The 26,207-nt window shown below is 44.0% G+C and carries 16 protein-coding genes; 10 read left to right on the forward strand and 6 right to left on the reverse strand.

Annotated features, from left to right (window positions below; translation table 11 throughout):
• Positions 1-189 precede the first annotated feature (189 nt).
• A complete protein-coding gene (locus tag AC3IRT_RS11085; RefSeq protein ID WP_489393316.1) occupies positions 190-2,541 on the forward strand; it encodes an ATP-binding protein in 2,352 nt (783 codons plus the stop codon).
• A gap of 18 nt (positions 2,542-2,559) precedes the next feature.
• Here AC3IRT_RS11085 and AC3IRT_RS11090 read toward each other — a convergent pair whose 3' ends face one another.
• On the reverse strand, positions 2,560-5,457 hold the full coding sequence (locus tag AC3IRT_RS11090) for a triple tyrosine motif-containing protein (protein ID WP_489393317.1): 2,898 nt from the start codon (positions 5,455-5,457) through the stop codon (positions 2,560-2,562).
• 201 nt (positions 5,458-5,658) lie between these two features.
• Here AC3IRT_RS11090 and AC3IRT_RS11095 point away from each other — a divergent pair, with 201 nt between their 5' ends.
• The 9 genes from AC3IRT_RS11095 to AC3IRT_RS11135 all read left to right on the forward strand — a co-directional run bounded on the left by AC3IRT_RS11095 (position 5,659) and on the right by AC3IRT_RS11135 (position 20,071).
• Positions 5,659-8,688, forward strand: coding sequence for a SusC/RagA family TonB-linked outer membrane protein (locus AC3IRT_RS11095; protein ID WP_489393318.1), 3,030 nt, complete (start codon positions 5,659-5,661; stop codon positions 8,686-8,688).
• A 26-nt stretch (positions 8,689-8,714) separates the two neighbouring features.
• Positions 8,715-10,256 (forward strand): RagB/SusD family nutrient uptake outer membrane protein, encoded by a 1,542-nt coding sequence (locus AC3IRT_RS11100; protein WP_489393319.1) that lies wholly within the window; start codon positions 8,715-8,717, stop codon positions 10,254-10,256.
• Positions 10,257-10,378: 122 nt separating this feature from the next.
• Positions 10,379-11,659 carry a glycoside hydrolase family 2 TIM barrel-domain containing protein gene (locus tag AC3IRT_RS11105; protein WP_489393320.1) on the forward strand — a complete coding sequence of 427 codons (1,281 nt, stop codon included), beginning with the start codon at positions 10,379-10,381 and terminating at the stop codon, positions 11,657-11,659.
• A 30-nt stretch (positions 11,660-11,689) separates the two neighbouring features.
• Positions 11,690-12,550: a glycoside hydrolase family 16 protein gene (locus tag AC3IRT_RS11110; protein ID WP_489393321.1), complete on the forward strand. Its 861-nt coding sequence runs from the start codon at positions 11,690-11,692 to the stop codon at positions 12,548-12,550.
• Between the two features lie 143 nt (positions 12,551-12,693).
• Positions 12,694-12,957: a hypothetical protein gene (locus tag AC3IRT_RS11115; protein WP_489393322.1), complete on the forward strand. Its 264-nt coding sequence runs from the start codon at positions 12,694-12,696 to the stop codon at positions 12,955-12,957.
• 73 nt (positions 12,958-13,030) lie between these two features.
• Complete coding sequence (locus tag AC3IRT_RS11120) at positions 13,031-13,174, forward strand: hypothetical protein (protein ID WP_489393323.1); 144 nt, start codon at positions 13,031-13,033, stop codon at positions 13,172-13,174.
• 1,362 nt (positions 13,175-14,536) lie between these two features.
• Positions 14,537-14,770, forward strand: a complete 234-nt coding sequence (locus tag AC3IRT_RS11125; RefSeq protein WP_489393324.1) for a hypothetical protein — start codon at positions 14,537-14,539, stop codon at positions 14,768-14,770.
• Between the two features lie 291 nt (positions 14,771-15,061).
• Positions 15,062-18,193, forward strand: coding sequence for a SusC/RagA family TonB-linked outer membrane protein (locus tag AC3IRT_RS11130; protein WP_489393325.1), 3,132 nt, complete (start codon positions 15,062-15,064; stop codon positions 18,191-18,193).
• A 30-nt stretch (positions 18,194-18,223) separates the two neighbouring features.
• Positions 18,224-20,071 carry a RagB/SusD family nutrient uptake outer membrane protein gene (locus tag AC3IRT_RS11135; RefSeq protein WP_489393326.1) on the forward strand — a complete coding sequence of 616 codons (1,848 nt, stop codon included), beginning with the start codon at positions 18,224-18,226 and terminating at the stop codon, positions 20,069-20,071.
• Between the two features lie 56 nt (positions 20,072-20,127).
• Here the strand turns inward: AC3IRT_RS11135 and AC3IRT_RS11140 are convergent, their stop codons facing one another.
• The 5 genes from AC3IRT_RS11140 to AC3IRT_RS11160 all read right to left on the reverse strand — a co-directional run bounded on the left by AC3IRT_RS11140 (position 20,128) and on the right by AC3IRT_RS11160 (position 26,207).
• A complete protein-coding gene (locus tag AC3IRT_RS11140; protein WP_489393327.1) occupies positions 20,128-20,802 on the reverse strand; it encodes an ABC transporter ATP-binding protein in 675 nt (224 codons plus the stop codon).
• Positions 20,799-21,713 (reverse strand): hypothetical protein, encoded by a 915-nt coding sequence (locus AC3IRT_RS11145; RefSeq protein ID WP_489393328.1) that lies wholly within the window; start codon positions 21,711-21,713, stop codon positions 20,799-20,801. The genes AC3IRT_RS11140 and AC3IRT_RS11145 overlap by 4 nt, the downstream gene beginning before the upstream one ends.
• 19 nt (positions 21,714-21,732) lie before the next feature.
• The gene (locus AC3IRT_RS11150; RefSeq protein ID WP_489393329.1) at positions 21,733-22,866 is read right to left on the reverse strand and encodes a DEAD/DEAH box helicase; all 1,134 of its coding nucleotides are present in this window, start codon (positions 22,864-22,866) and stop codon (positions 21,733-21,735) included.
• Between the two features lie 129 nt (positions 22,867-22,995).
• The gene (locus AC3IRT_RS11155; RefSeq protein WP_489393330.1) at positions 22,996-23,991 is read right to left on the reverse strand and encodes an FAD:protein FMN transferase; all 996 of its coding nucleotides are present in this window, start codon (positions 23,989-23,991) and stop codon (positions 22,996-22,998) included.
• Positions 23,991-26,207, reverse strand: coding sequence for a PepSY domain-containing protein (locus tag AC3IRT_RS11160; RefSeq protein ID WP_489393331.1), 2,217 nt, complete (start codon positions 26,205-26,207; stop codon positions 23,991-23,993). Before AC3IRT_RS11160 ends, AC3IRT_RS11155 begins: the two co-directional genes overlap by 1 nt.

Here is a 26,207-nt window from a genome sequence, read left to right on the forward strand (position 1 = left end):
AAATTTAGTTTCTAGAATAGGATGCTTGCGCATAAACGCAACAAGAATTTTACTTAAAAAATAAGTATACGCGCATGTATTTTATTGCCCTGAGATCTTTATAATTTAAAAAAAGCTTAATTTGCGACAATATATCCATCTACCGTAAATTCGAGTACAGGTCATACTATTTAACCTAACATCCATACCATGCTTAGTCGACTCCAAGTTTCTGCTAATGATGAAAGTCGTAGCCTTGCTCTAAAGGATTATGAAATTCTTCATTCATTGCAAGAAAAGGAGTTTGACCGTATTACCGAACTTGCCTGTCTCCTATGTGAAACGCCTATTGCACTGATAACATTGATAGATGACGAGGAGATTTGGTTTAAATCGAAAGTCGGAATCAAGGAAGTGAAGATACCACTGGCCAATTCTTTTTGTCAGCATACGATGATGGGCGAAACGTTACTGGAGATACAAGATACCTTATTAGATCAACGTATTACCGACAATGTGCTCATTACCACTTCACCGGCTATTCGGTTTTATGCAGGGCATCCGCTTATTGACAGCTCTGGGAATAAGCTAGGCACGTTGTGTGTAATGGATCGCACTCCCCGCACATTGAATGACGTTCAGAAACGGGCATTTGCCCTTTTAGTGGAGAATATCGTAGAGCTTATCGTCGACAGAAAACAACTAGACGAATTTCGATCCTTTGAGCGCATGTTTCGCTTATCACCTCATTTGATCTGCATTTATCGTCCTGAAACACCTTTCTTAAAGATAAATCCTGCCCTTTGCCAACTGACAGGATTGGGAGATAATGCTTTCAAAAGCGAGAACTGGAGAGAGGTAATTCACCCTGACGATTGGGAAAATGTGCTCAATGCATTTAATACGGTTTCTGCAGATGATACAGAAGTGGTGATCACTACACGTGCAAAATCTGCTGCGGGAGATTTTCGAAATATTGAATGGGTGATATCTTTAGAACATGCGATAGGTCATTTGTACGCTTTAGGTCGTGATATTACGGATGAACAAGAATTAAACAAAGAATTGCAGCGCACTACGCAGCTATTATCCGAGACGAATCAAGTAGGACGTATTGGGGGTTGGGAGATTGATTTAGATAGCAACCAACATCGTTGGACATCGGTAACTCGCCAGATTCATGCTGTTCCCGACGATTATGAACCTGATATTAATACCGCTATCGATTTTTACAAAGACGAAGAAGTTAAACAACAGGTTAGAGCCGCAATAGCAGATGGTATCGCGTTTGGTAAACCGTGGTCAATAGAAGTTCAAATTATTGATGCTAATGGCCAAATTAAATGGGTAAATTCTTTAGGTAAGGTTGAAATGCGTGACGGCCGCTGCCATCGTTTGTATGGTACATTTCAAGATATAGACGAAAAGAAGAAAATCCAGTTGGAGCATGAAAATTCACGAGCAGTTTTACAAGCCTTTGTACAACACAATCCAGCTGCTGTGGCGATGCTTAATCAAGAAATGCAGTATATTGCGGTCAGCGACGCTTGGTTGCAAAATTATCGATTAGTGGACAAAAATGTGATTGGTAAATCTTACTATGATCTTTTCCCATTCATCACGGCAGAAGGTCGAGAGCGCCATCAACGAATTCTCGATGGCGCCGTTGAGCAGCATCCAGAAGACAACGCCTTGTTTGAGGGCAGTGAGTTTACAGGTTTCTGTGCGTGGGAAATGCGTCCTTGGCATCTTATCGATGGCAGCGTAGGTGGGATTATGATATTCACACAAGATGTCACGCATCGTATTGAACAACGCCAAAAACTGATAGCGGCAAAGATGGAGACCGAAGCTGCAAGTAATGCTAAATCTGAGTTTCTGGCAAATATGAGTCATGAATTGCTCACACCGCTTAATGGCATCTTGGGTTTTGCGCAACTCGCATTGCACTCTAGTAGCGAAGCCGATAAAAAACAATTTATTGACTTGATCATCAAGTCTGGTCACACCTTGCTGCAAGTAATAAATAATATACTTGATTATAGCCAACTGGAATCCGACAAGATGACTTCAGTTGCTGAGCGAACAGATTTGCACGTACTCATTCAAGAATCTATAGAAGAGATGATTCCTGAAGCAATCGCAAAAAAATTAAGGTTGACCGGCCATCTGGGGCTTGAAATTCAACGTTTTATTTGGACGGATTCGGTTCGCCTCCGTCAAGTGTTGCATAACCTACTTAGTAATGCCTTAAAATTTACGGAAGTGGGCGATATTGTGCTTCGAGTAGATCGATTGGATGAGCAAGATGACTTCGCAACCTTAAGATTTTCAGTATCCGACACAGGGATAGGGATATTGCCAGAAAATCAAGCTTTAATTTTCGAAGCTTTTACGCAGGAAGACGGCTCTTTAACTCGAAAATATGACGGTACTGGGTTGGGGCTCACGGTATCTAACAAATTACTTAACACGATGGATAGCGCGCTTAAGCTACAAAGTAATCCAAATATAGGAAGTACATTTCACTTCGACCTGCGCGTGAAAGCTGTGCATCATTAATAGGATGCTATTCAAAAGTTAGATACTGTTGAGGTAGGAGCTTAATGAGATCTGTGTATCTACGTTCAATTTTTTACGGATGCGATAGCGATGCACTTCCACGCCGCGTACAGATATACTTTGTAACTGTGCGATCTGTTTAGTGGTAAAATGCAAGCGCAAGTAGGCGCATACTTTCAAATCATTCCGTGAAAGCGAAGGATGTTTGCTGGTTAATCTTTGGAGAAAACCATCATTTAATTCGTCGAAATGTACAGCAAACTGATCCCAGTGCAATGTATTCTTATCTACATCTTTGAGCAAAGCTGTTATCCGTTTTAGATCGGATTCGTCTGCAGTGCCAGATTCCATCTTACCCAATTCTGCACGAAGTTTATGCAATGCGCCTGCATTTTCCATGAGTTGCATACTCGTACTAGCCAATTCCTTTGTTTTGATCAGCACTTCATCTTCCAAGTGTTCTTTCTGTAATTTGATAATTTCTCGTTCGTTTTTATCGAGTTCTAACTGGTAAATGTACCGCATTCTGCTAATCTCTTCTTCGTGCTTCTTTTGTCGATTAAGCCACGCCGCTCGCTGCCATCGTACAGCTAGAAAGAATGCAGACAGCAATAATAACGTGTATATAACCCAAGCTAATCGCGTGGCATACCATGGAGCCAAAATGCTAAAATGGTAACTTACCACATCGGATTCTAATCCCAAATTGCTCTTTACCTTTACACGAAAAAAGTAATCTCCACTAGGTAAATTAGTATACGCCTTTTGTCGCTCTGTAGCCCAGGCCGACCATTGATTATCATATCCTTCTAATTGATAACTATACAAGAGATTAGCATGCGCCCCATAGCTTGGTGACGAATAATGGAAATGAAAACTATTGTAATCTGCTGCTAACGCAGGAATGTGGTATTTATCTAGCGGGGTATGATCTCCAAATCCTGCGTATAATAGCGAGTCCGTGTCTCCTACAACTAATACTTTTGAAAAAACTAATTCTGGCTTCGCGAATTTATCCAAATACTTTTCGAGATTGATATGTAGCATACCGCGCTCTGCACCCACATAGGTATTATTAGCGTTGTAAGGATAAATATTCTCAAAACCAGTAGTGTGCAACCCTTCAATCTCGGGAAAGTAGATCAATTGATAGCGATGATGGCGCGCTCGGTATTTGGCCACTCCTACTCTTTTTGCACTTGAGAACCAGATATTGCCCGCTTCATCTTGCTTAAAATATCGAATAGGTATACCGGCAAAGATATCCAACCGATCATGTGGTCTAAAAACTTTCCCTTTTCGATCAAACTCATAAACCCCAGCTTCGGTAGCAAAAATCGCCTCGCCGTTCCATCGAAAGGCATAATTCTGATAGGAAGAAGGCAAACCATCTCTCTTCGTAAAAAGCTGCGTGGTGTAGCTTTTTCTTTCAGAATCGACTAGTATCTGATAAATTCCACGGTAAGGATGTGATGCCCAAATATAGTGAAGCGTATCTGGCATTAAAAAACGATAAGAATCTCTATGTCCTTCTAGCGCGCCTTCGTACCTACTTACAGTCGGCTCATGAGTAAAAAGATCCAAACCTTGGTAAGTGCCCATCAGCGTACTGGGCGAATTTTCTAGATCTTGATTCACAATAGGCCACGAGAGAAAGTTCCAAGTTCCGGTTCGCGTAGCGATTGGTGTAGCTTTCAAATTATCTATACTAAAGACTCCCCGATTATGCCCTAACCATAGTTTATTATTCACTTCGCCCAAATGCCATGCTTCACCACCATCAGTTCCGGCGATCATGTTGAACTGTGCACGTACCTGACTGTGATCCTGCGCATCTTTTGATAAAGGCGCGGCAAACAATCCATTAGAGGAAGCGATGTAAAGTTGATTATTTTTCACGTAGCTCGAATAACCAGTTACATCTGCCTTTATGCTTGGGCGAATGTATTTGATGGCACTTCCATAACTAATTAAAGCAATAGCATTATCCAATCCAGCCCATATATTCTGCTGCTTATCTACAAATACAGATGATACATTGTTATTCGGAAGTCCTTCGGCAGTACTGATGCGTTGTAAAATATTTCCACGCGCATCCCGAATGAGACACCCCTCCATCGCTGATGCGAATACATACTCTCCTTCATTGATCTTGGCGACAGATGGCGTGTACACATCCTTTGCGTCAGAGGTACGAGTGGGCAAGCTTTCGTATGCTTTACCCTTTAGGATGTACATCCTATCGGTAGAAGTTGTAATAATTATTTCACCTGTATCGGCGGATAACACACCGGTTATCAATTGCTTTTTTAGGCTGGCATCTCCATATAGTGCATGCCATTTACCCTCTACAAATTCTAACAATCCCAACTGGGCATCCTGTGCAAACAATCGACCTGCAGCACTACCCATAAACTCCCAACGATTGTTGGCTGGATAGACATGTATCTTCCCGTTCAAAAGTCTGAATATGGCCGCATGCGCACGAAAAAAAACAGCCTTTTGGTATCCGACGGTATTCCATACATCTGCAAATCCAGCATATTTTTGACTTATTTTTTGACTTAATGAAGTATATGCTAACGATCGTGTATTATCAGCTTGAAAATACCCAAACTCACCTTGACCGCCCACGTAAACACGATCTTGATGATCAATAAACAAAGAGCGGACAATCGTCTGGTTAGATAAGCTATGTTTGGACCACGTATTGCCATCGAACGTGATCAGGCCCTCATTATTGGCAAAATACATCAGACCACGGCTATCTTGTCCAATCTGCCACGTACGACTGCCTCCTTCAAAATCAGCTTTTGAATAACTATATAGCAGTGGTGTGCCCAATTTATTTTGAGCAACAACTGACAAGCACCAGCCATACATCACAGCAAAAAAGCAACAAAAGATATACTTCATTAAAATTTATAATTACGTATCGGAATACGTCGTCAGCGCTACAAATATAGCAATTAAGCCCATTTTTAGTATATGATGTAGTAATGAAGTAGTCCGTTTATTGGTAGCTATTATACGGTTTTTCTAGATTTGACTTCTACTTATAAACCAAAACCAAAAACTAAATCTTAACACATGAAACATCGTGTACTAATTTTTGTTATGGTTACCTTTCAGTGCCTGCTGTCGTCGATGGTGTTCGCACAGAGCCGTGAGGTAACAGGGAGGATTACGGATCCAAATGGACATCCGTTAGTCGCTTCTATTATGATTAAAGGCGCATCTGGAAGCGGAACCAGCTCCAGCGCTAATGGAATTTACCGTCTTCAAGTACCCGAATCTGCAGATTCTCTGATCGTCACATCGGTAGGTTACATGCGTCAGTCGGTCGCCGTAAAAACCAATACCGTAAATGTGCAGATGATCGCCGACGAAGGATTCAACGTAGAAGAAGTCGTGGTTATCGGATACGGTACGCAACGTAAAGGTGACTTAACAGCTCCTGTCGCTACAGTGAATATGGAAGAAGCCATAAAACGTACTGTGGCAACGCCGATGGATGCGATTCAAGGATCTGTACCAGGCGTACAAGTCGTAAGTGGCGGTGCGCCAGGCTCTACACCTACCGTACGTATTCGTGGTGTCGGTTCGTTCAACAACGAAAGTCCGCTTTACGTGGTGGATGGTATGTTTATGGACAATATCGACTTCCTAAATCCGAATGACATCGAAGATATGTCGGTCTTGAAAGATGCATCTGGTGCCGCGATCTACGGGGTGCGTGCAGCGAACGGTGTGGTAATTGTAACCACCAAACGTGGAAAGTTAAACACCAAAGCACGCGTTACTTATAATGGCTATGCGGGTATTCAGACGCCGACAAATATGCTCAAAATGGGTAGCGGCCAGCAATATGCTGATTATGCGGCCGCAATTGGCAGACAATCCATTGTTGATGCTTCCATTGCTCGTTTTAACGAGCCAGGCAATACAACGGTCATGAATACCGATTGGTATGGTGAATTATTGCGGTCACAAGCATTGATTCACAATCACAACATAGATGTACAAGGCGGTAGCGACAAGATCACCTATGCTTTCGGTCTGAACTACATCGATCAAGACGGTATTATGGATGCGGAGAACTTTCACCGCAAGTACAACATTCGTATGCAAACCGAAGCCCGCGTAACCGACTGGTTGAAAGTTGGTTTTACGGCTCACATCAACAACTTTCACAACTTCCAACCAAACAATGCGGCATTCAGACAAGCATATTTTGCATCGCCTTTGTACCCCGTGTATGACGATAGATTAGAGTTAGCTGATCCGATCAAATTTGGTTCTAGTGATCCACTTGGCATCCCAACCGGTTTTTGGTTCAACAACCCTATTGCGGCAGCATACTACAATCACAATGAAACCAAAGGTTTTCAAGTATTGCCAAGTGCCTATCTAGAAGCTAACTTTTGGGACAATAAGATAACTTTTCGATCACAGTTAAGCCAGCGATACCAGTCTACGCACAACATTCAGTACAATCCTGTTTATTACATTGATAATAATCAGCGTGCTGACCGTTCGTACTTACGTTCGGGACAAGGCCGTAATTCCAACTATATTCTAGACAATTTGCTAACCTACCGCGATGCGGCAGAAAAGCACCACTGGAGCGTATTGTTAGGTCAGTCTACACGGGAAGAGCGTTGGAGAGATACATGGGTATCGGCTAATGATGTGCCTCCTTCGCAAGAATTCTGGTATGCTGGTCAAGGTGCGCAAGGTTTAGGATCAGCGACCGGATACGGTGAGAATGGTTTTCGCAATGCCGGAGTTTCGGTATTCGCACGTGGTACGTATGATTATGACAACAAATACTTGTTGACAGCGACATTCCGTGCAGACGGAAGTTCAAAATACCAAACCAAATGGGGTTACTTCCCATCAGTAGGTTTGGGCTGGGTATTGAGCCGGGAGAATTTCATGCAAGAGCAAAACCTATTTGACCTCTTAAAAGTTCGTGGTAGCTGGGGTTTGCTGGGTAATGATGGTATCCAGCCAAATGCGGGTTACGCTATTGTCAGCTCCGGAAATAATTTCTCTGGTGTATTTGGCAGCATCGGTTCTACGTACGGAAGCCGTGTACCTGGATACCGTGTAGGTCGTTTCTTTACGCAAGTGCGTTGGGAAGTGGTCGAAGAATGGGATGCTGGTCTTGACTTTGCCTTATTCAACAATCGCTTGAACGGTACAGTAGATTACTACCACCGCGAAACGAAAGATTTAGCATTCAGTCGTCCGATTCCTTTCATGTGGGATCGCGTGTATGGCAACTGGGGAACAGTGGCCAACAGCGGCTGGGAGTTTGGATTGAATTGGGCAGATAAAAAAGGCGACTGGGGATACCGCATCGGTGCAAACGCGACTACATTGAAAAATCGGGTGACCGATTTGGGCGGTTTGGCCAATATTATGAATGGCTTCACTGAATGGGCAGCGGAGTTCCCATCTCGTATCGAAGTGGGCCAACCGATCAACTATTTCTATGGCTACGAAGTGCAAGGAGTATATCAAAACCAAGCGGAGATCAATGCTGATCCTATCGCTAGTCGTTATAATCAACAGAATCCAGGCGCCCCTATCCAACCAGGATATTTGCGTTACAAGGATCAAAATGGTAATGGAGAATTGGATGAGGCCGATCGTATCAACTTAGGTAGTTATTTACCAACGTTGAGCTATGGCTTTAATGTAGGTATTGAATACAAAGGCTTTGACTTAGGCGTCGTGCTACAAGGTGTTGCTGGCAACAAAATTCATAACCTCAATAGAGCCATGCGTCGCAAATATCCGCAGATGAATGCCGATGCTGCGTTCATGGAAGGATTATGGACCGGTGAAGGCAGTAGCAATACCTATCCATCGGCAGAAGGAAGTGTTGCATCTTGGAATCTACAAGCAAGCTCATTCTTTGTCGAAAGTGGTGCTTATTTGCGCGTACAAAATGTGCAGTTAGGATACAGCTTTAACCTAACGCCATCTATTCCATTCCGCGTATTTGCCACGGCAGATCGTCCATTGATCTTTACCAATTACAATGGATTCTCACCAGAAGTATCTGGAATGGGCTTCGATGCCAATGTGTACCCGGTAGCGGCTACATACAGTTTAGGAATAAGAGCTAGTTTTTAATGATGACTTTCTTTAGCAATACAACCATGAAAAAATATAATCAAATGCTATGGGCGGGATGCTTGAGCACGGCACTTCTATTGAGTGGCTGCGAAAAATTCCTCGACAAACCATTAGAAAACCAACAACGATCGGAAGAGATCAATTATGGCAATGTGCAATTGATGTACGCTCCGGTATCTGGTGTATACCGTGCTGCATCGGATGACAACCTAGTACACTGGATCGATTTGTCGATACGTGCTATTCGTGATGATGATTATCTACAGGCAGCACCAGACCCAAATGATAATCCAGAATTGATGGCCATCAAAAACTTTCAAAATGATGTGACCATTCAATCCTATTGGGGATTAAACCAATCTTGGATCAGTTATTATAGCTTGGCGATCAGTGCCAATAATGCATTGCTGGAGTTAGCGCAATTCGCAGAGCGTATTGATCCAAACAATGCCGAACTACAAGGACTAAACAGACAATATCAAGCAGAAGTACGCTTCTTGAGGGCCTATGCACATCTGATGGTATCACGTCTTTTTGGCGATGTGCCAATTCTCTCCGACAGCGGCGATATCGCACGACTAACGACCATCGGCAAAAGCAGCCGTGCAGAAGTACGCCAATGGATCGTCGAAGAGATGGATTTCTGTGCTGCCAACTTGGAAGATAAGCGACCTAATCAATCCATTCACATCGGAGCTGTCACGCGCTATACTGCTTTGTTACTAAAAGCCAAAGCAGCAGCCGATTTAGCTGGGAATGACAACGGTAGTGCGCAGTGGGACGTCGTGTTGGATGCTACTAATGAAATCATGACCAGCAACATGTTTTCCCTGTATGCTGATTACTACCAATTATGGAAAGTACCGGGCAAACTATCCAATGAGTCGTTGTTTGAATTGCAATATTCAGATTTTGGCTTGCCGACAGGCGATATTGTACGTCCGGGTGTAGATTGGGGAACATTCTTCCGTTGGCAAGGTCCTTCGGGCGATCAGCGCGGAAGCGCAATCTCTGGGGCAGGTTGGATTCCACCATCACAAAACATCGTAGATTTCTTGACAGCACGTGGCGACGAGACACGTTTGAAAACGACCATCTTAGAATATGGTGCAAACGGTCAGCCGGCTGTTACTCCAAGTGGAGATAACGTGTATGGGAATCCATTCAACATCAAATATTTCAATGGAAAAGCTTATCTGCCTGCTTCGCAAATGACCGAAGGTCGCCTAGAATATGGTGCGAATAACAACGTGCGCATCTTGCGTTATGCGGATGTATTATTATTGAATGCAGAAGCCAAAGTGCGCAAAGGACAGAATGGTGATGAGCCATTCCGATTGATTCGCGAACGCGTCAATATGCCGGCCATCACTGGTGTCACACTCGATCAGATTCTCGACGAACGTCGTGCCGAGTTTGCCTGCGAATGGTGGGGCGAGCGCTTCAACGATTTGGTGCGTACAGGTCGCGCTGCGCAGGTATTCGGATCGCGATTCGTACCGGGCGTGAGTGAATCGGTTCCGATTCCGCAAACGCAGATTGATGCTAATCCAAACTTTAGATAAGCATAACCAATAATCAGCCTGTGGCCTACCGACGCGTAATCGTCATCCAGCCACAGGCTGTTTTTTACAAATACTGTTTACGTAGCGTACTGTTACGTAATCTTTTTCAACACACACACGATATGAATATCCGAAAATTAGTATCCATGCTGTGCTTGGGCATATTTACAGCCAGCCAAGGAGCTCACGCCCAAAACCCAATTCCTGTAAAGATTGTAGACAAAAACGGAAAGTTCGAAATTCAGCGTGAAGGACAGCCCTACTTCATCTTAGGCGCCGGTGGAACCGGAAAGCTAGAATTACTAAAGGCGACTGGTGGCAATTCCATCCGCACGTGGAGTACCGATGGCGCACAGCAGATCTTAGATGAAGCTCAAAAATTAGGATTGACCGTAACCATGGGTTTACGTGTAGGCACGGAAAGACATGGCTTTGACTACAACGATCCCGCAGCGGTAAGCAAGCAATTGGAAAGAATCCGCGCAGAAATCAACACTTTCAAAAACCATCCTGCGCTATTAACTTGGGGAATCGGTAATGAACTGAACTTGCATTACAGCAACGAAAAAGTATGGGATGCCGTCGAAGGAATTGCTTCCATGATCCATGAAGAAGATCCGCATCACTTAGTCACCACGATGCTGGCAGGTGTAAATAAGAAAGAAATCGACCTGATAAAGGCAAAATGCCCGTCATTAGATCTCATCGCGGTACAAACCTATGGCACGCTGGCATCTGTACCGGCGCAATTGAAAGAGTTTGGTTGGGACAAAGCGTATATGGTGACCGAATGGGGACCAACTGGACATTGGGAAGGTTTGCAAACGCCTTGGAAAGCTTCAATCGAAGAAACGAGCAGTGAGAAAGCAGCAGTTTACAAAGCCCGCTACGAAGCTTCCATCGCAAAAGATCCTAGTTGTGTCGGTTCGTATGTATTTCTTTGGGGACAAAAGCAAGAACGCACACCAACGTGGTATGGCCTATTCACCGAAGATGGCGAGCAATCTGAAGTGATCGACGTGATGCAATATTTATGGACGGACAAATGGCCGGCAAAACGCGCACCACACATTAAATCATTCACTATTAATAAAAAGGAAGCTGCCGATCACATCTATTTGAAACCAGGCGCTACGTATCCAGTACATGCGAAAGTAACCGATCCAGCTGGTCAACCATTAACAGCTCGCTGGGAGTTATTAGCAGAAAGTACCGATTTGAAAGAAGGTGGTGACCGAGAAAACAGACCACATGCCATTGAAGGATTAGTACAAGAAAAATCCTTCGACAAGGCAGTGCTGACAGCACCAGAGAAAGAGGGCGCTTACCGTTTGTTTTATTATTCATCGGATGGAAATAATAAGGTGGCGACGGCCAATATTCCTTTTTTTGTTCAGAAATAAAGCGACGTATTAAAACTTAACTCACTTACTATGAAATCTATCCCGTTTTTATATTCGCTATCACTTTTTTGCACCGCTTTTGCGGCTTGCCAGTCGGTCACGAATCATCAGGAAGTTGCGCCCAAAGGCGCAGCTGACAGCATTAGAAACTATCAATTTAGCGCTCAACCAATTTGGGCCGACGAGTTTGACAATACCGGATTGCCCGATACCAGCAAATGGTCTTACGATGTAGGCTCACTACACAATGGTTGGGGCAATCAGGAATTGCAATATTACACGGAGGCAGATCCAAAAAATGTAGAAGTCAAAGACGGACATCTATACATCCATGCACTACCGGAGCAAAAAGAAGGACTAGATTATACTTCTGCGCGTTTGGTGAGTAAGGGAAAAGGAGATTTTCTGTACGGACGATTTGAAGTCCGCGCTAAGGTGCCAGCGGGCAAAGGTACTTGGCCTGCGGTGTGGATGCTTCCTACGGATTGGACCTATGGCGGCTGGCCAAATTCCGGAGAAATCGACATTCTTGAGCATGTGGGTTATGATCCAGATGTGGTACATATCAGCGTGCACACCAAAGATTATCATCATTCGATAGGCACTCAAAAAACGGCTTTCCGTAAGATCGAAAATGCGCGTGAGCAGTTTCATCTATACCGCATCGATTGGACGCCAGATTATATCAAAGGTTTTGTAGACGATCAAGAATTGTTCTCCTTCGCCAACGAAGGATCTGGGTTTAAGGCCTGGCCTTTCGACCTAAAATTTCACTGGTTAATCAACTTAGCAGTTGGTGGTTTTTGGGGTGGTGCTGAAGGGGTAGATCGCGAAGCTTTCCCAGCTACCTTTGCCGTAGATTATGTTCGCGTATACGATTTGGTGAAGTAAGACAAATACATCTTCGATAATATTATAATAGCCACCCTATCGGGTGGCTATTATATTAGGCTTATGGTTATTACATGTAGCAATACTTGTAATTAAATAGGAGATTGCAACTAACCACAGAGAAAAACGAGGTTGAACTGCACGTGAAATTAGAAAAGGAAGAGCAATGTCGCCTAGTGGCAGAACAAAAACTGTTGATACTACAGCAGGAAAAACTTCAAAATGAGGTCATGGTAAATCAGCTGCAACTGCAACATAAAAATGAAGTCTTTCAACAAAAAAAAGAAAAGTTAGCGCAAGATAAAGAGATGAATATTCAGGAAATACTGCGCAACGAATACCTGCTTGATAATGATTTTGAAAAAGCAAAATTCCAAATTCAGGAATTACACCAAAATTTTTTTTAAAACATTAAATGAAAAGTCACAGCAGAAATTGACTCTGCTCGATTTAAAATATTGCGCCTATCTATACCTTGGTATGGATACAAAACAGACCGCTAATCTGCTAAACGTAGAGCCAAAAAGTGCACGCATGACCAAATATCGGCTCAGACAAAAGTTTGGTCTCGACACCGAAACGGATTTGATGGAATATTTAAGACCCGACATTTTAAATCAATAAGGCGACGTTATTCTATCGAAGTCTTTGCAGTTCTAATCGCCATTAACCACTTTTTAACGATGCCTACGTTTATATTGTTAAAAAAATGTAAAAAATAAACAGTCAGATTTTTTTGGCACGAGTATTGAATATGTACAAGTATTCATAATTTAGGTTAATAATTGGTTAGTTAGTGAAACACCTGAAGTTCCCCACTTCAGGTGTTTCTTTTTTTAATTGCGGCCTTAAACGTTTACAAGCTGCAAAAAAGCACTATATTTAACATCATAACTAACCTCATCACCCATTTTTGACCGTACAGAATTCCTAATATTTTAAATGCTAGCAAACAGCTTCGTCATAAAGCGATCGTTTCACTGCCATTTTTGGTCTTATGTGTTACATTCACCAGCTTAGCACAGAAGTCTATTACCGCCTGTACGTGTGCTCCTTGTAAAAAATCTACAGTAAAAGGAAGACATGGAGCTGGACTCCCTTTGGAAAACCATAGACCAAGATAATCCACAATTTAAGCTACCGAATTACGATGACGGTGCTTCGGCTATTCGCTGATCATCAGCTAGCGCTCTGGATACAAACGGAATAGCTTGGCTCCGATTATCTTTTCGCGTAACATTTGATTTATTAAAAACGCCAATCTGTCTGGATATTACACAAAATGGCGCATCCGAAATCTATTTGGATGGTATATTGTTAGATTCCGTAGGTATAATAGGATCTGGGCAACCTGAATTGAACGAATTAAGCAAGCGTTTTCCAAAGACTTTTTCGGTAGCAGATCCGGTACTCATGTCATTGCCGTGCGTTACCAAAGTCATCCGATCGTAAATGCCTTTAATGCTTTAGATGCCAGCTTTCGGGCAGGGTTGCTACGCTCTTACAAAAGCCTCAATATCAACTTTCGCGATGCAAACGCGTACTATGAAAAAGGAATTACTAAAAACATTAAAATCAGCACCATACTACTACCGCTTAGCGGTATCTTTTGTGCTTTAGCAGCGGTACATTTGCTACTGTTTTGTTTCTACTACAAGGGCTAGGTATATTGTTATGCTTGGGATTGGTGCACTATGCTTTGCATCTGCCGTCATTTCACCATTAATAGTCGTGCTATTGCTTTCCTTTTATTTAATCGCCGTATTGACAGAATCATTTTTTATTATTTTCCGAGCTACGTTTCCCAAAGAATGATCTGCGTTTATTATTGGCGGCGGTATTTTAGCGTATTTTGCCTATATCGTATTATTATTTTTGGTTTCCTTTCTAAACAAAAGCAATCCTATCAACAATTTTATAGATAGCAACAGTCGAAATACACTATTAATCATCTTAATTACGTTCCCACTGTCCATACCAGCCTATTTGGTCTATCAATTTGGCAAGACCAACACCAGTTTGCAGTTACAATTGTCAGAGGTAAAACGACTTTCTGCTAAGGCATTAGAGCATGAACATGAAAAACAACATATTCTGCAAAATCAGAACGAACTATTGGAAGAACAGGTGCGCACCCGCACGGAAAAATTCTTAGAAATCACCATTAATTTACCAAAACGGCGATCGCCACTCGGCAACAGAAAAAAGACGAAAATCTAGCCATCATTAAGCGAAAGCTATCGCAGAAATAATAGCGAACAACATTTAAGCTTCTTATTAAGTAGTTTTTAGTTATCATAATCTTTGAATCTCATCAAGGACGATGAGACTATTTAGCACTATTTTGATACAATATGGCAATCCCCGCCTTATTCGAATCCCTACTTTTGATCCATACCTCTTAGAAATCTGATGATCTGGAGGTTAATCCAACTCTTATAGAAGAAAAACAGCTTCGATTATGGTTGGTCAGTCACACTAACTGGATTATAAACATAAAATTTTACCCCTATGATGATGTTTTCTAGGCGGCACCCTTTTTGGGCAGCTGTCACCTGCAAACTATTGCTACTATTTGTATTCTTTTCTCTCCTATCTACGCACGCAAGGGCTCAAAACGGGATACAAGTGCAAGGTTCAGTCCGCGAAGCGGAAACCAATAATCCCTTACAAAATGTCACTGTCGAAGTAAAAGGTACCAACGTCGGCACGAGCACCGACAGCGAAGGTAAGTATATCTTAGAAGACGTAGCACCTGATGCGATTCTAGTATTTTCCTTGCTTGGTTATCCAAATGTAGAACGTAGCCTGCAAGGCCAAACTCAAATGGATATTACGATGGGGGCTGTGGCCGCAGACTTGGATGAAGTAGTCGTCGTCGGCTATGGTACGATGCGCAAGCGCGATGTCACCGGAGCTGTTTCTTCTTTAAATGCCAAAAAGATCGAGAACGAAGCCCCAACACAATTGACTGATGCACTACGCGGCAATGTAGCCGGTCTGAATGTTGGTTTTAGTTCACGCGCCAAAGGCGGCGGTTCGCTGCAAATTCGTGGCAGAACTTCGCTCAACGCCGGAACTAGTCCGCTAATCGTATTGGATGGAGCCATTTATTACGGCGCTTGGGAAGACATTAATCCCGCAGATATAGAAACAGTGGATGTGCTGAAAGACGCCAGCGCGGCAGCCGTATTTGGTGCGAAATCAGCTTCTGGCGTGATCCTAGTTACCACAAAAAAAGGAACCGAAGGCAAACCCTTAATCAACTACAACACCACAATAGGCTTGGCCACGATGGCTATTGATCAGCCCGTGCATCAAGGACAGGATTTCGTCAACTGGCGGTCCGATGTGTTTAAAAGCATCAATGAAAATGCACAACCTTTTCAGTTTGATGATCCGCGCAATTTGCCGAGCGATATCAGTATGGATACTTGGTTGGGTTACGATCAATCTTCCGGCGATCCCGTGCGTGTTTGGCTACGTCGTCTCAATCTGCAACCCAACGAAGTAGATAATTATATGAATGGAAATGTGACAGACTGGTACAGCCAAGTATTTCAAAACGGTTTGCGACAGGATCACAATCTAAGCGTGTCTGGCAAAAACAAAGATATCTCCTATTATGTCGGTGCTGGCTATCTGGATAATGAGGGCATTATCGTCGGCGATCGGTTCAAAACCTTGCGCACCAGAGTCAACTTAGAAGCCAACGTCACCAACTTTCTTTCCATAGGCATGAATTTACAGGCCGTTTCTAGAGATGACAGCGCTATTCCACACGCATGGGGCGAGATCACTGCGCTATCGCCTTACGGCGATCAATTCGATGCAGATGGCAACTTGACGTGGCGACCGAACAACGAAGTTTCTGGTGGCGTCAACCCGGGTTACGATGCCTTTCATACCGACCGCAAGGATCGCACAAACTCGTTGAACAGCACTATTTTTGCTAAACTAAAATTGCCGCTCGGCTTCACCTTTACCACCAATTTCACACCACGCCTAGAGCTGTACGAACGCTACAATCACGAGCGTTCCTCACACGAAAGCTGGGCCACTTTTGGAGGAAGAGCGAGCCGCCAGCAACGCACGACCTACTTCTGGCAAGTCGATAATATCCTAAATTGGAATAAGGAATTTGACGGTATTCACCGCTTTGACGTGACTTTACTAGCCAATGCAGAGAAATTACAACGCTGGGACAACAACATGTCGAACGACAATTTTGATCCTAATGATGATCTGGGATATCACGGTATCGGCAACGGTATCAATCCCATTATTGGTAGTTATGATAGCTATAGTACTGGCGATGCCTTAATGGCACGCATGGTCTACACTTTAAAAGATCGCTATACCATTACCGGAACATATCGCCGCGACGGCTATTCTGCCTTCGGACAGCGCCATCCACGAGCGGGCTTCGGTTCCATTGCCGGAGCGTGGACATTCTCGGAAGAATCCTTTTTTGACGTGGACTGGTTTAATTATGGAAAGCTGCGCGCATCGTGGGGTAGCAACGGAAATCGAGATGTGGGCTCAGGTCGTGATATGTACGTAGCATTAGCCGATCTCACCACTGGTAAATATTTGTATGTGCGACCTGATGGTACGGTGATCCAAGCGAACCAACTCTGGGTGAATCGTATGCAAAACCCCAACTTCCGTTGGGAAAGAAACACTTCCTATAACTTCGGATTAGATTTCTCCTTATTCAACGACCGCTTGTCGGGTAACCTCGAGTATTACCAGATGAATTCTACCGACTTATTGGTGTTGCGTAGTTTGCCCAACGTAATCGGTTTTGATAATGTGATGGACAATTTGGGCGAAGTACGCAATCGTGGTTTCGAAGTAACGTTAAATTCTTTAAATATCTCCAAGGAGAACTTTAGCTGGCGGTCTACCGCTTTATTTCAACTGAATCGCAACGCCATCAAACATATCTATCGTGATTACGGCCCTGATGGTCAGGAACTCAATGATATTCAAAACCGTTGGTTCATCGGACAACCGATTGATGCCATCTGGGATTGGAAAGCACAAGGCATTTACCAGTTAGGACAGGAAGAAGAAGCGGCACGCTATGGCTTACAACCGGGCGATTATCGCTTAGAAGATGTAAATGATGATGGACGATTTAGCAATGCCGACCGACAGTTTTTAGGATTTAGCGAGCCCAGATATCGTTGGTCGTTCCGAAATGATTTTCAATTCCTCAAAAACTTCTCCGCTTCCATCTCTATGTATGCACTATTTGGACATCAGTCGCCGTTCAACTCCTTGAAAAGTCGAGATGGCTTTCCCGATCGGAGAAATAGTTACGCGTTCCCTTATTGGACACCAGAAAACCCTTCGAACGAATGGGCAAGAATCAACTCCAACGAAGGTAGCGCCACAGGCTTCAATGTGTATCGCAAGCGTTCTTTTGTGCGGATAGACAATATTTCTCTAGCCTACAGTTTCGATGCCGAAAAGTTAGAGCGTCTGCGTCTGCGCGGATTGCGTGTATTCGCCAATGTGCGCAATGCAGGTATGTGGGCGCCCGAATGGTCGTTCTGGGATCCAGAATGGGATCCAGACAATGGCCCGGGTCCAACACCAAGATTTTACACTATCGGACTAGACATCACTTTATAACGAAACGATTTATTTAAAGATCCATATCGTATGAACACGTTTTCAAAATATACATTATACTCGGTGCTCTTGCTAGCTGCAAGCACGCAAGGTTGCAAACGCTCCTTCTTAGAGCCCAAGCCACTATCTATCTACACCCCCGACGAAACCTTTCAAAGTTCGGCCGCCTTATGGGCCACACTCGTCGCTTGCGAGCGCAATGCACGTATTGAATTTATGGGCGATGGCGCTCCTATCGTGACCGAAATGATTTATTCGGATATCGCCGTATCAGGCAGCACCGACAAACCCGGGCCAGCGATCGACCTCAATCAAGCCATTACGCCGGACGGCGATCTCGACAATATCGAATACGAGAATCGAATTGAGTGGTATTGGAAAGAAGGCTATCGCGGCATTCGTTACGCGAATACGGCTATTCATTATATCGATGCACCACAAGATTATGCCAACGAAGCCGAAAAGAATCACCTTTTAGGTGCTGCTTATTTCCATCGCGCTCTGCGCTATTATCGCTTAGTACATCAGTTTGGCAACGTGCCAGCCGTATTCTTTATGGCGACCGAACCGAAGTTGGATTTTTATAGCACGAAGCGAGAAGTCATCCTCGAACAGCTCAAAGAAGATCTGGAATTTGCGCAAGAATGGGTGCCCGACAATGTCAATAAAGGACAGGTGACCAAAGGTGCGGTTAGCCATTTGCTGACGAAAGTAAATCTAGCACTCGGCTACTTTGACGACGCCATTGCATCAGCCAACAATGTCATCAACGGTGGCACCTACAGTTTGATGACCTCACGATTTGGAACTACGGCAAACGATGCCAATCGCAACGTGATTTGGGATTTGCATCGACCGGAGAATAAATCTCTCTCCAACAATCGCGAAGCCTTATTTTTAGTGATCGACCGAATTAACTTAGATGGCAACCAATCGGGAGGCGTACAATCCATGCGGAATGGTTTACCTTTCTGGAGCAATGCCGGCATTGTAACACCTGCAGGCAATCGCGCGATGTCAGATTTACACAATATCGAGCTGCCGCAAGTGTTGCAATATGGACGCGGAATCGGACGCGTACGCCCGACTTGGTACAGTCAGCATAGTTTGTGGACGGATGATACCGACCTGCGACACGCGCCCGGAAACTGGATGCGCATGGAAGATTTAGTGTACAATTCGCCGAACCTAAAAGGCAGCGATCCGAACTACGGACAACCGCTACAGAAACGCAATGCCACGGGCGGTTTGCTGACTACCGATACCATTCGGTTCTGGTTTGATTGGCCACATTACAAACTATTTGTAGAAGATCCGCAGCGTGTGCAGCCAGCCGGAGGTAATTCTGATTGGTACGTGTTTCGCCTAGCAGAAACGTTGTTATTGCGTGCAGAAGCGTACGTTTGGAAAGGAGATTTGACTAGCGCCGCTGCAGATATTAATGCAGTTCGTACGCGTGCCAACGCGCAGCCCATCACCACCGCAGAAGTCAATATTGGAGCGGTGCTCGACGAGCGTGCACGGGAGTTGTACTATGAAGAACCGCGTAAAACAGAAGTAACGCGCGTTGCGTATATATTTGCTAAAACAGGTGCTGCATCGGAAGAAGGCAAAACGTATAGCGTAGCCAACTTTTCCGAAAACAACTATTTCTACGACCGCGTTATGGCCAAAAGTGATTTTTATAATAAAGGAGTGCGTACCAACTTTGGGATCAATTATCGGATGAGTCCTTATCATGTACTTTGGCCTGTACCGATCAGTGCCATTAATGGAAATCCGCAGGGAAATATAAACCAGAATATTGGTTATGTCGGCGCAGAAAGCAACGTAGAACCTTTGGATTATGTAATTGATCAGATCGACGAAGGCGACTAAAGTTAATGCTGGAATAAAAAGGCTAGTGCTTAATATGAATAAAGCACTAGCCTTTTTCAAAACAACAAATCTACGCGGTTATCTTTTAGATCATGTGAGATATGCTGTTTTAAGGTCGCAAAGTCTTCCTGATTGCTGTTCATTTTAAATTGCCCATCTTTTAGATACAGAATGGAATCACAAGTTTCTTCTAATAAGGAGAAGATGTGTGATGCTAGGATAATCACCTTTCCTTGATTGCGCAATCGCTTAATAATATCAGTCACCATCAGACAACTCTGGAAATCCAATCCATTGTACACCTCATCAAAAATATACACTTGATTATCTTGCAGCAACGTGCCTAATAAGGCCAATTTCTTTTTCATTCCAGTCGAATAACTGCTAATGTACTGATCCAGCGGAAGGTCAAATATATGGTAGGCCTCTTCACGCATTACGGTCTTTTTACGAGTTTCGAGCAAAAGTATTAAGTATTCTTTACCGGTTATTTTGGGTAGAAAATAAGGCTCTGCTGGCACATAACCGATGTACTGTTTGGTCGCATTTTCGGCGCTGACAATTTCCCCAGCATATTCTTCCAATCCCACCAGACATCTAAATAACGTTGTTTTACCAGCACCATTTGGCCCCACAATGCCATACACCTTGCCGGCATTGAATTGACAAGTGAGTCCGTCGAAAACCACTGTTTTGCCAAAGTATTTCTGGAGATGTGCGAGCGCTATCATAGGTATTTTTGTAAATGCTTTATCGATTTTTTATAAAAGTAATAATACAGATAGGGAATCAAGATCATCGTGACTACAGCAGAAATAGTAATCAATATCTCCCCTAAGCCAGGTCGTCTTGGATAGCTACTGTATTTCATCAGGATACTCAGCAAAAGAAACAATAGCCCAACTAATAGAATCAAACCTATGATCAGCAAATTTTCGGGATATGCGATCAATAAAGCAGAAAGCGTAGGTGTACTTAACAGCAGACAGTGCAAAATGCCACGCTTCATTTTATGCCACAGAAATGCCTGCGGCGATAAATTATAGTTCCAGACCAGCAGCTCGTCTTCGACTATGTCATAAGCTTGCAGGGATAGCACGATCTGGACAAAAAACAGTACAAACGACAAATTTTCATTGTCGACATACAAGGCAATTGCTAGCAGCATATGCAGTAGCAATAATACCACCCACCAACGACGAAATAGGATAATAAATTCAAACGGTTTCTGCGAAAAGGGCGTCGGCATACTTGCTCCAGAGATATGCCATGCAGATAGTTGATGATAAAGCAGCGGAAGAATGAGCAAGCCCAGCACCGCAAGCCAAACAGACGAATAAACCGCGACGAGTGCCAATGGCAGCGTGATTAGTATGTTTTCATACAATAGCAAACGCGCATAATCACGGCTTCGAAAAAGTTGCTTTAAAAAATCAATACGATCTTTGTTATTTACATACATCAGCAAACTGTACTGAACAAAAAGCAACAATAGGGAGACAATCGTTGGCGACTGTTTAGCGGCGTAAAAAAGACCTCCATAGCACAACATCAGTATTACAAATGCTGCAGCAATTGGCAATCCCGCTTCTTCGAGCGACCGCTTCAAGCTTAGGAATTGTAATCGGTAATAGAATTTCATCAAGATGAAATTTACGAAACTAGTTCACTGGTTTATCGATATCAATTAACTCCACCTTTTTGCCCATTTTTTTCTGAATCACCTCAAAATGCTGCAGCTCAAGATGCGTTAGCAATGTTATTGCTTCTCCACTTTGCGTTGCACGCCCAGTCCTCCCGATGCGATGAATATAATCTTTCGGAGACCGTGGCAATTCATAGTTGATCACGAAGGGAAGGAAGTGGATATCTATTCCCCTAGCCATTAAATCCGTTGCTACCAATACCCTTAGTTTTCCAGATTTGAATTGAGACAATGCTTCCGTCCGAGCACCTTGGCTTTTCTTACTGTGGATAGCTCGCGCATCAATACCATTCTTTTTCAACTTGTTGACCACGGCATCCACCTGATAAACGGAAGAGGCAAAAACCAATACCTGACTCATTTCTTTTTGCTGAATCAGCTGACGCAAATATGGGCCTTTTTTCTCCGGCGGCATCAGGTAGGCCGTTTGTTTGATCAGTTCTATAGAATCTTCTTCCTCTTCAATCTGAATGACCGTTGGATTGGACAATACAATCTGCTGGATGCTTTGTAGATCCGTACTTAGCGTAGCAGATAACAATATATTCTGTCGTTTCGCAGGCAGATGACTTAATATCTGATCCATTTGCTCTTTGAATCCCAGATTCAGCATTTTATCGGCCTCGTCTAGCACCAAAGTACTGATACTAGAAAGATGTACCGCATTGTTGTCCAGCAGTTCTAGCAGCCTGCCCGGTGTTGCAATAAGTACGTTGACACCCTGCATACCAATCATCTGCGGATTAATAGAAACACCACCGTAAACCGCAACCGTTTTTACAGGATGTGTTAAAGCTGGATTAAAGGTTTTAAACACCGTATTGACCTGCTCTGCCAATTCTCTCGTCGGCACCAATATCAGCATATTCGCATGACGGTTTTTGACGCCCAAATTATCTTGCATATGCATTAGAAGCGGCAATACATAGGCCATGGTCTTTCCAGATCCTGTGTTAGCGATCCCAAGCACGTCCTCTTTATTTAAGATAGCAGGAATAGCCGTTTGCTGGATCGCAGTCGGGTGTGTATATTGTTGATTTGTCAGTGATTTTACTAATGCAGGCGACAAGCCTAAAGATTCAAAAGACATATAGTTTTTTTTATAAAAAATACAATTAAGATGGATGTAAACGCCCTAAATAGCTTGAAGAAAATCGCCGCTAAAACAGATCTTCCTGGATAGCTACCCTATTTCATCCCGATAAAATTCTAGAAAAACTTACCGCTTCCGACTTTTCGAGACGCGCCCTGCATCCGTCACAAAGATATAATTATAAAGAGGAAATGCCTTCATCAGCGCTTTGCCTTTTTGCGACCCTAACACCATGATAGACGTGCTGAGCGCATTCGCCATTTCCGCAGATGGTCCATAAATACTGACACTGGTAAGTCCGGTAGATGGATATCCCGTCTTTGGGTTGATAATATGCGCATAGCGAATGCCTGCGATTTCGGCGTATTTTTCATAACTGCCCGAAGTCGCTACCGCTTCTTCCTCTAATTGCAACACCTGCATTATCTTGTGTTGGCGAAATGGATGATTTAACCCTATCTTCCAATGGCGCTCGCCAAGCGGCTTTCCCCAAGTGGCCAAATCACCCGAAGCATTCACGATGCCGCCTTTCACACCCTTTTGCTGCATTAATTCTCGACCTTTATCCGCCGCATAACCTTTGCCAATAGATCCAAAACCGATCTTCATTCCTTTTTTATTGAGATAAATACTACAGGCTGCACTATCCAATACAATATATTGATATCCTACCTGTGCTATGCTATGTTTCACTATTTCAGGATCCGGCAATTCGGTCATACTGCCATCAAATTGCCAAACCCGATCTAGCCCGGCGACGCTAATATCAAATGCACCTTCCGATAACTCAGAGTAGTCCAATGCACGCTTGGTCAAATCAAATACTTCTCGATCTACCACCACTGGCCGAATGCCAGCTTGTTGATTTACTTGTGAAATTTGGGTGTACGGTTGCCATTCCGAAATCAGGTTTTCGATCCGGTTCACTTCCGCAATGACTTGGTCGATATGTTGGTTGGTCTTGGCAGAATCGGTATCCACCATCGTGATCGTAAAAACGGATCCCATCAAGGTAGCTTGTCGCGTAAGCATTACTTCCTGTGCCGGCAATGTGCTTATCGACAACAGTAAAGCACATATTGCTAGCGTGAGCCGACCCATGTGAATCCGCGCAAGCTGCATTAGTAGCAATCCGTTAATAATTGCCCCTTACTTCGGTAATGTTCGAGATCGGCCATGCCTGCATCCGCTAAAATGTTTTCTAGAATTACTTCTACATCTCGTTGCATTTGCAGCGCGCCACAAATCATGATGACACCGCCATCACGCAACAAAGCGCCAAAGTACGTCGCGTTCCGACGGATTAAATCCAATACGTATTGACTATTTCCCTCGCGAGAATAGGCGACATGGTAGCCGGATAATCGTTGTTGTGCGATCTGCTCATTGGCAAAGGCTGCATAACCTTCGTTTGATGGTGTTTTATAACGAAAACCCGCATACAATTGAATTGCCCGTTTCTTTTTATTGGCGCTCAACATTCCTAAAAAAGGGGCGATTCCGGTTCCATTGGCAATCATCGCCACTTGTTTGGCTTTCTTTGGCAGATGGAAATGGGCATTCGCCAACAGGCGAGCAGCAATATGCTCACCTACTTGCAATTGGTGGAGATAACCAGAGCCCAATCCATTCGGATGCAGCTTTACGATGAGCTGTATATTCCCCCCAATACAAGCGATTGAATAAAAACGTTCTTTCGCGTTATTATCGGGATAGATCGCCAAGAGATCGCCCGAGGTGATACGAGTTCGCTTCTTGGACTTTAGTACGACTTTAAATATGGGATCTTGATCGCCACTGATATCCGTTTTAGAGATCACCTCTAACTGTTGCAAACGCGGCTGCGCCGCTGCGTATACGCTTTCGGCTGCCGCCAAGGTCATCAGCGTTTCTTTGCTCCACTCCTGCGCCCAAGCGGCCACATCCATGGTCGATTTGTCATTCACCGTGTGCAAGGATAACCTACGCCGTGCCCATGGCTGCGCTGCGAGCACATTATCTACTTGATGAGCATAGGCACAAAAATCGGGGTAAGAGGTAGATCCAAATCCCAGAACGGAAAAACCTACTTGCTGCTGTTGCGGATAATCTGCTAAGCGCTGTTCGAATTTCTTACCATTGCTCGGTGCTTCGCCCAAACCATAAGTACAGGTAAAAATGACCAGCTCGCGCGCTTTCGGAAAAATGCCATATTGATCGATATTGGTCAAGAAAGCGCGTTCGCCTTGATCCAACAATTGCTTGTGCACCCGATTAGCCATGGCCAAGGTGCTGCCATTCTCCGATCCATATAGCAAGATAATTTCGGCATTATCGGCGCGGTATTTATTTTTGATCTTCGTACCGGTGCGGCGGAAGGTGATGACAAAACCAGAATAAATAAAGAAAAGGATATTAAGCGCGCCCAATCCCAGCACGATCGCCCAAACGCGATTGGTTTGCCCCGTATGGAGATCCAAGCTCAGGTTTTCCCAGACGGCGGCATAGGCATATCGCGTCTCCGAAACCAGCTCGCCACTCAGCTGATGTACGGTGATCTGCCGATCGGCTAAGGTGAGTATAAAATATTCTTCTGGATCATCTTCTAAGAAAGGGAATTCTATTCGTTCGACTTCGTCGAGCATGATATCTTGAAAGATCGGAAAGTCGGCTGGCGCAAGCTGATTATCGCTCCATTCATCCTCATTGCAGTTTTCCTGGTCGTACTCCTGTACCGCTTCTGTTTTATTCAAAATGCCGGTGCGCGACAAGAAAAGATAGGTGCCCGTCAGGGAAATCATCAAAACCGGAAGAAGCATCAGCCTTCCGCTAACCACATGAAAATACTGCGCGAAGAAATCGCGGTGCACTTTTTTGAAGAAGTGCCGCCAACCTTGCTGTCTTTTTACGATCAACAAGATTCCCGTCAGGGTAATGAGTAATAGCAAAAAAGAAACTACGCCCACCACAATGCGCCCTGTCTCGTGCAGAAACAGGGAGCGATGTAATGTGGTTGTCCACTGGATGAAATCACTTTTTTTGGCTACTAGCCCGAGGAGCATTCCGTTACGCGGATCAATGTAACCTTTTACGGCTTCGCTTTCGGAATCCAATGCATCCAGGTATACTCTGGATTGTTTGTCTATCGACAGTTCGATAATCTCCGGATAGAGATCTTTGACGATACGCATGGTCTGCGCCATCGAAATGGTGTCTAATCCGTCCGAACGGTGCGAGTTGGTGTTTTCGTCCACCGCGTCGTACGCCAATATGACACCGGTAATGGATAGTATGAGCAAAAATAAGGAGGATATGAGCGCCAACAAAAGGTGCGCATATCTCCAAATCGATAATGTCAT

Source organism: Sphingobacterium sp. KH_072 (assembly GCF_057837975.1).

What these genes read in the sequence shown, in the direction of transcription:
- AC3IRT_RS11085 (WP_489393316.1), top strand. Translation starts at nt 190, where the DNA reads ATGCTTAGTCGACTCCAAGTTTCTGCTAATGATGAAAGTCGTAGCCTT.
- AC3IRT_RS11090 (WP_489393317.1), bottom strand. Translation starts at nt 5,457, where the DNA reads ATGAAGTATATCTTTTGTTGCTTTTTTGCTGTGATGTATGGCTGGTGC.
- AC3IRT_RS11095 (WP_489393318.1), top strand. Translation starts at nt 5,659, where the DNA reads ATGGTTACCTTTCAGTGCCTGCTGTCGTCGATGGTGTTCGCACAGAGC.
- AC3IRT_RS11100 (WP_489393319.1), top strand. Translation starts at nt 8,715, where the DNA reads ATGAAAAAATATAATCAAATGCTATGGGCGGGATGCTTGAGCACGGCA.
- AC3IRT_RS11105 (WP_489393320.1), top strand. Translation starts at nt 10,379, where the DNA reads ATGAATATCCGAAAATTAGTATCCATGCTGTGCTTGGGCATATTTACA.
- AC3IRT_RS11110 (WP_489393321.1), top strand. Translation starts at nt 11,690, where the DNA reads ATGAAATCTATCCCGTTTTTATATTCGCTATCACTTTTTTGCACCGCT.
- AC3IRT_RS11120 (WP_489393323.1), top strand. Translation starts at nt 13,031, where the DNA reads ATGGATACAAAACAGACCGCTAATCTGCTAAACGTAGAGCCAAAAAGT.
- AC3IRT_RS11130 (WP_489393325.1), top strand. Translation starts at nt 15,062, where the DNA reads ATGATGATGTTTTCTAGGCGGCACCCTTTTTGGGCAGCTGTCACCTGC.
- AC3IRT_RS11135 (WP_489393326.1), top strand. Translation starts at nt 18,224, where the DNA reads ATGAACACGTTTTCAAAATATACATTATACTCGGTGCTCTTGCTAGCT.
- AC3IRT_RS11140 (WP_489393327.1), bottom strand. Translation starts at nt 20,802, where the DNA reads ATGATAGCGCTCGCACATCTCCAGAAATACTTTGGCAAAACAGTGGTT.
- AC3IRT_RS11145 (WP_489393328.1), bottom strand. Translation starts at nt 21,713, where the DNA reads ATGAAATTCTATTACCGATTACAATTCCTAAGCTTGAAGCGGTCGCTC.
- AC3IRT_RS11150 (WP_489393329.1), bottom strand. Translation starts at nt 22,866, where the DNA reads ATGTCTTTTGAATCTTTAGGCTTGTCGCCTGCATTAGTAAAATCACTG.
- AC3IRT_RS11155 (WP_489393330.1), bottom strand. Translation starts at nt 23,991, where the DNA reads ATGCAGCTTGCGCGGATTCACATGGGTCGGCTCACGCTAGCAATATGT.
- AC3IRT_RS11160 (WP_489393331.1), bottom strand. Translation starts at nt 26,207, where the DNA reads ATGACATTATCGATTTGGAGATATGCGCACCTTTTGTTGGCGCTCATA.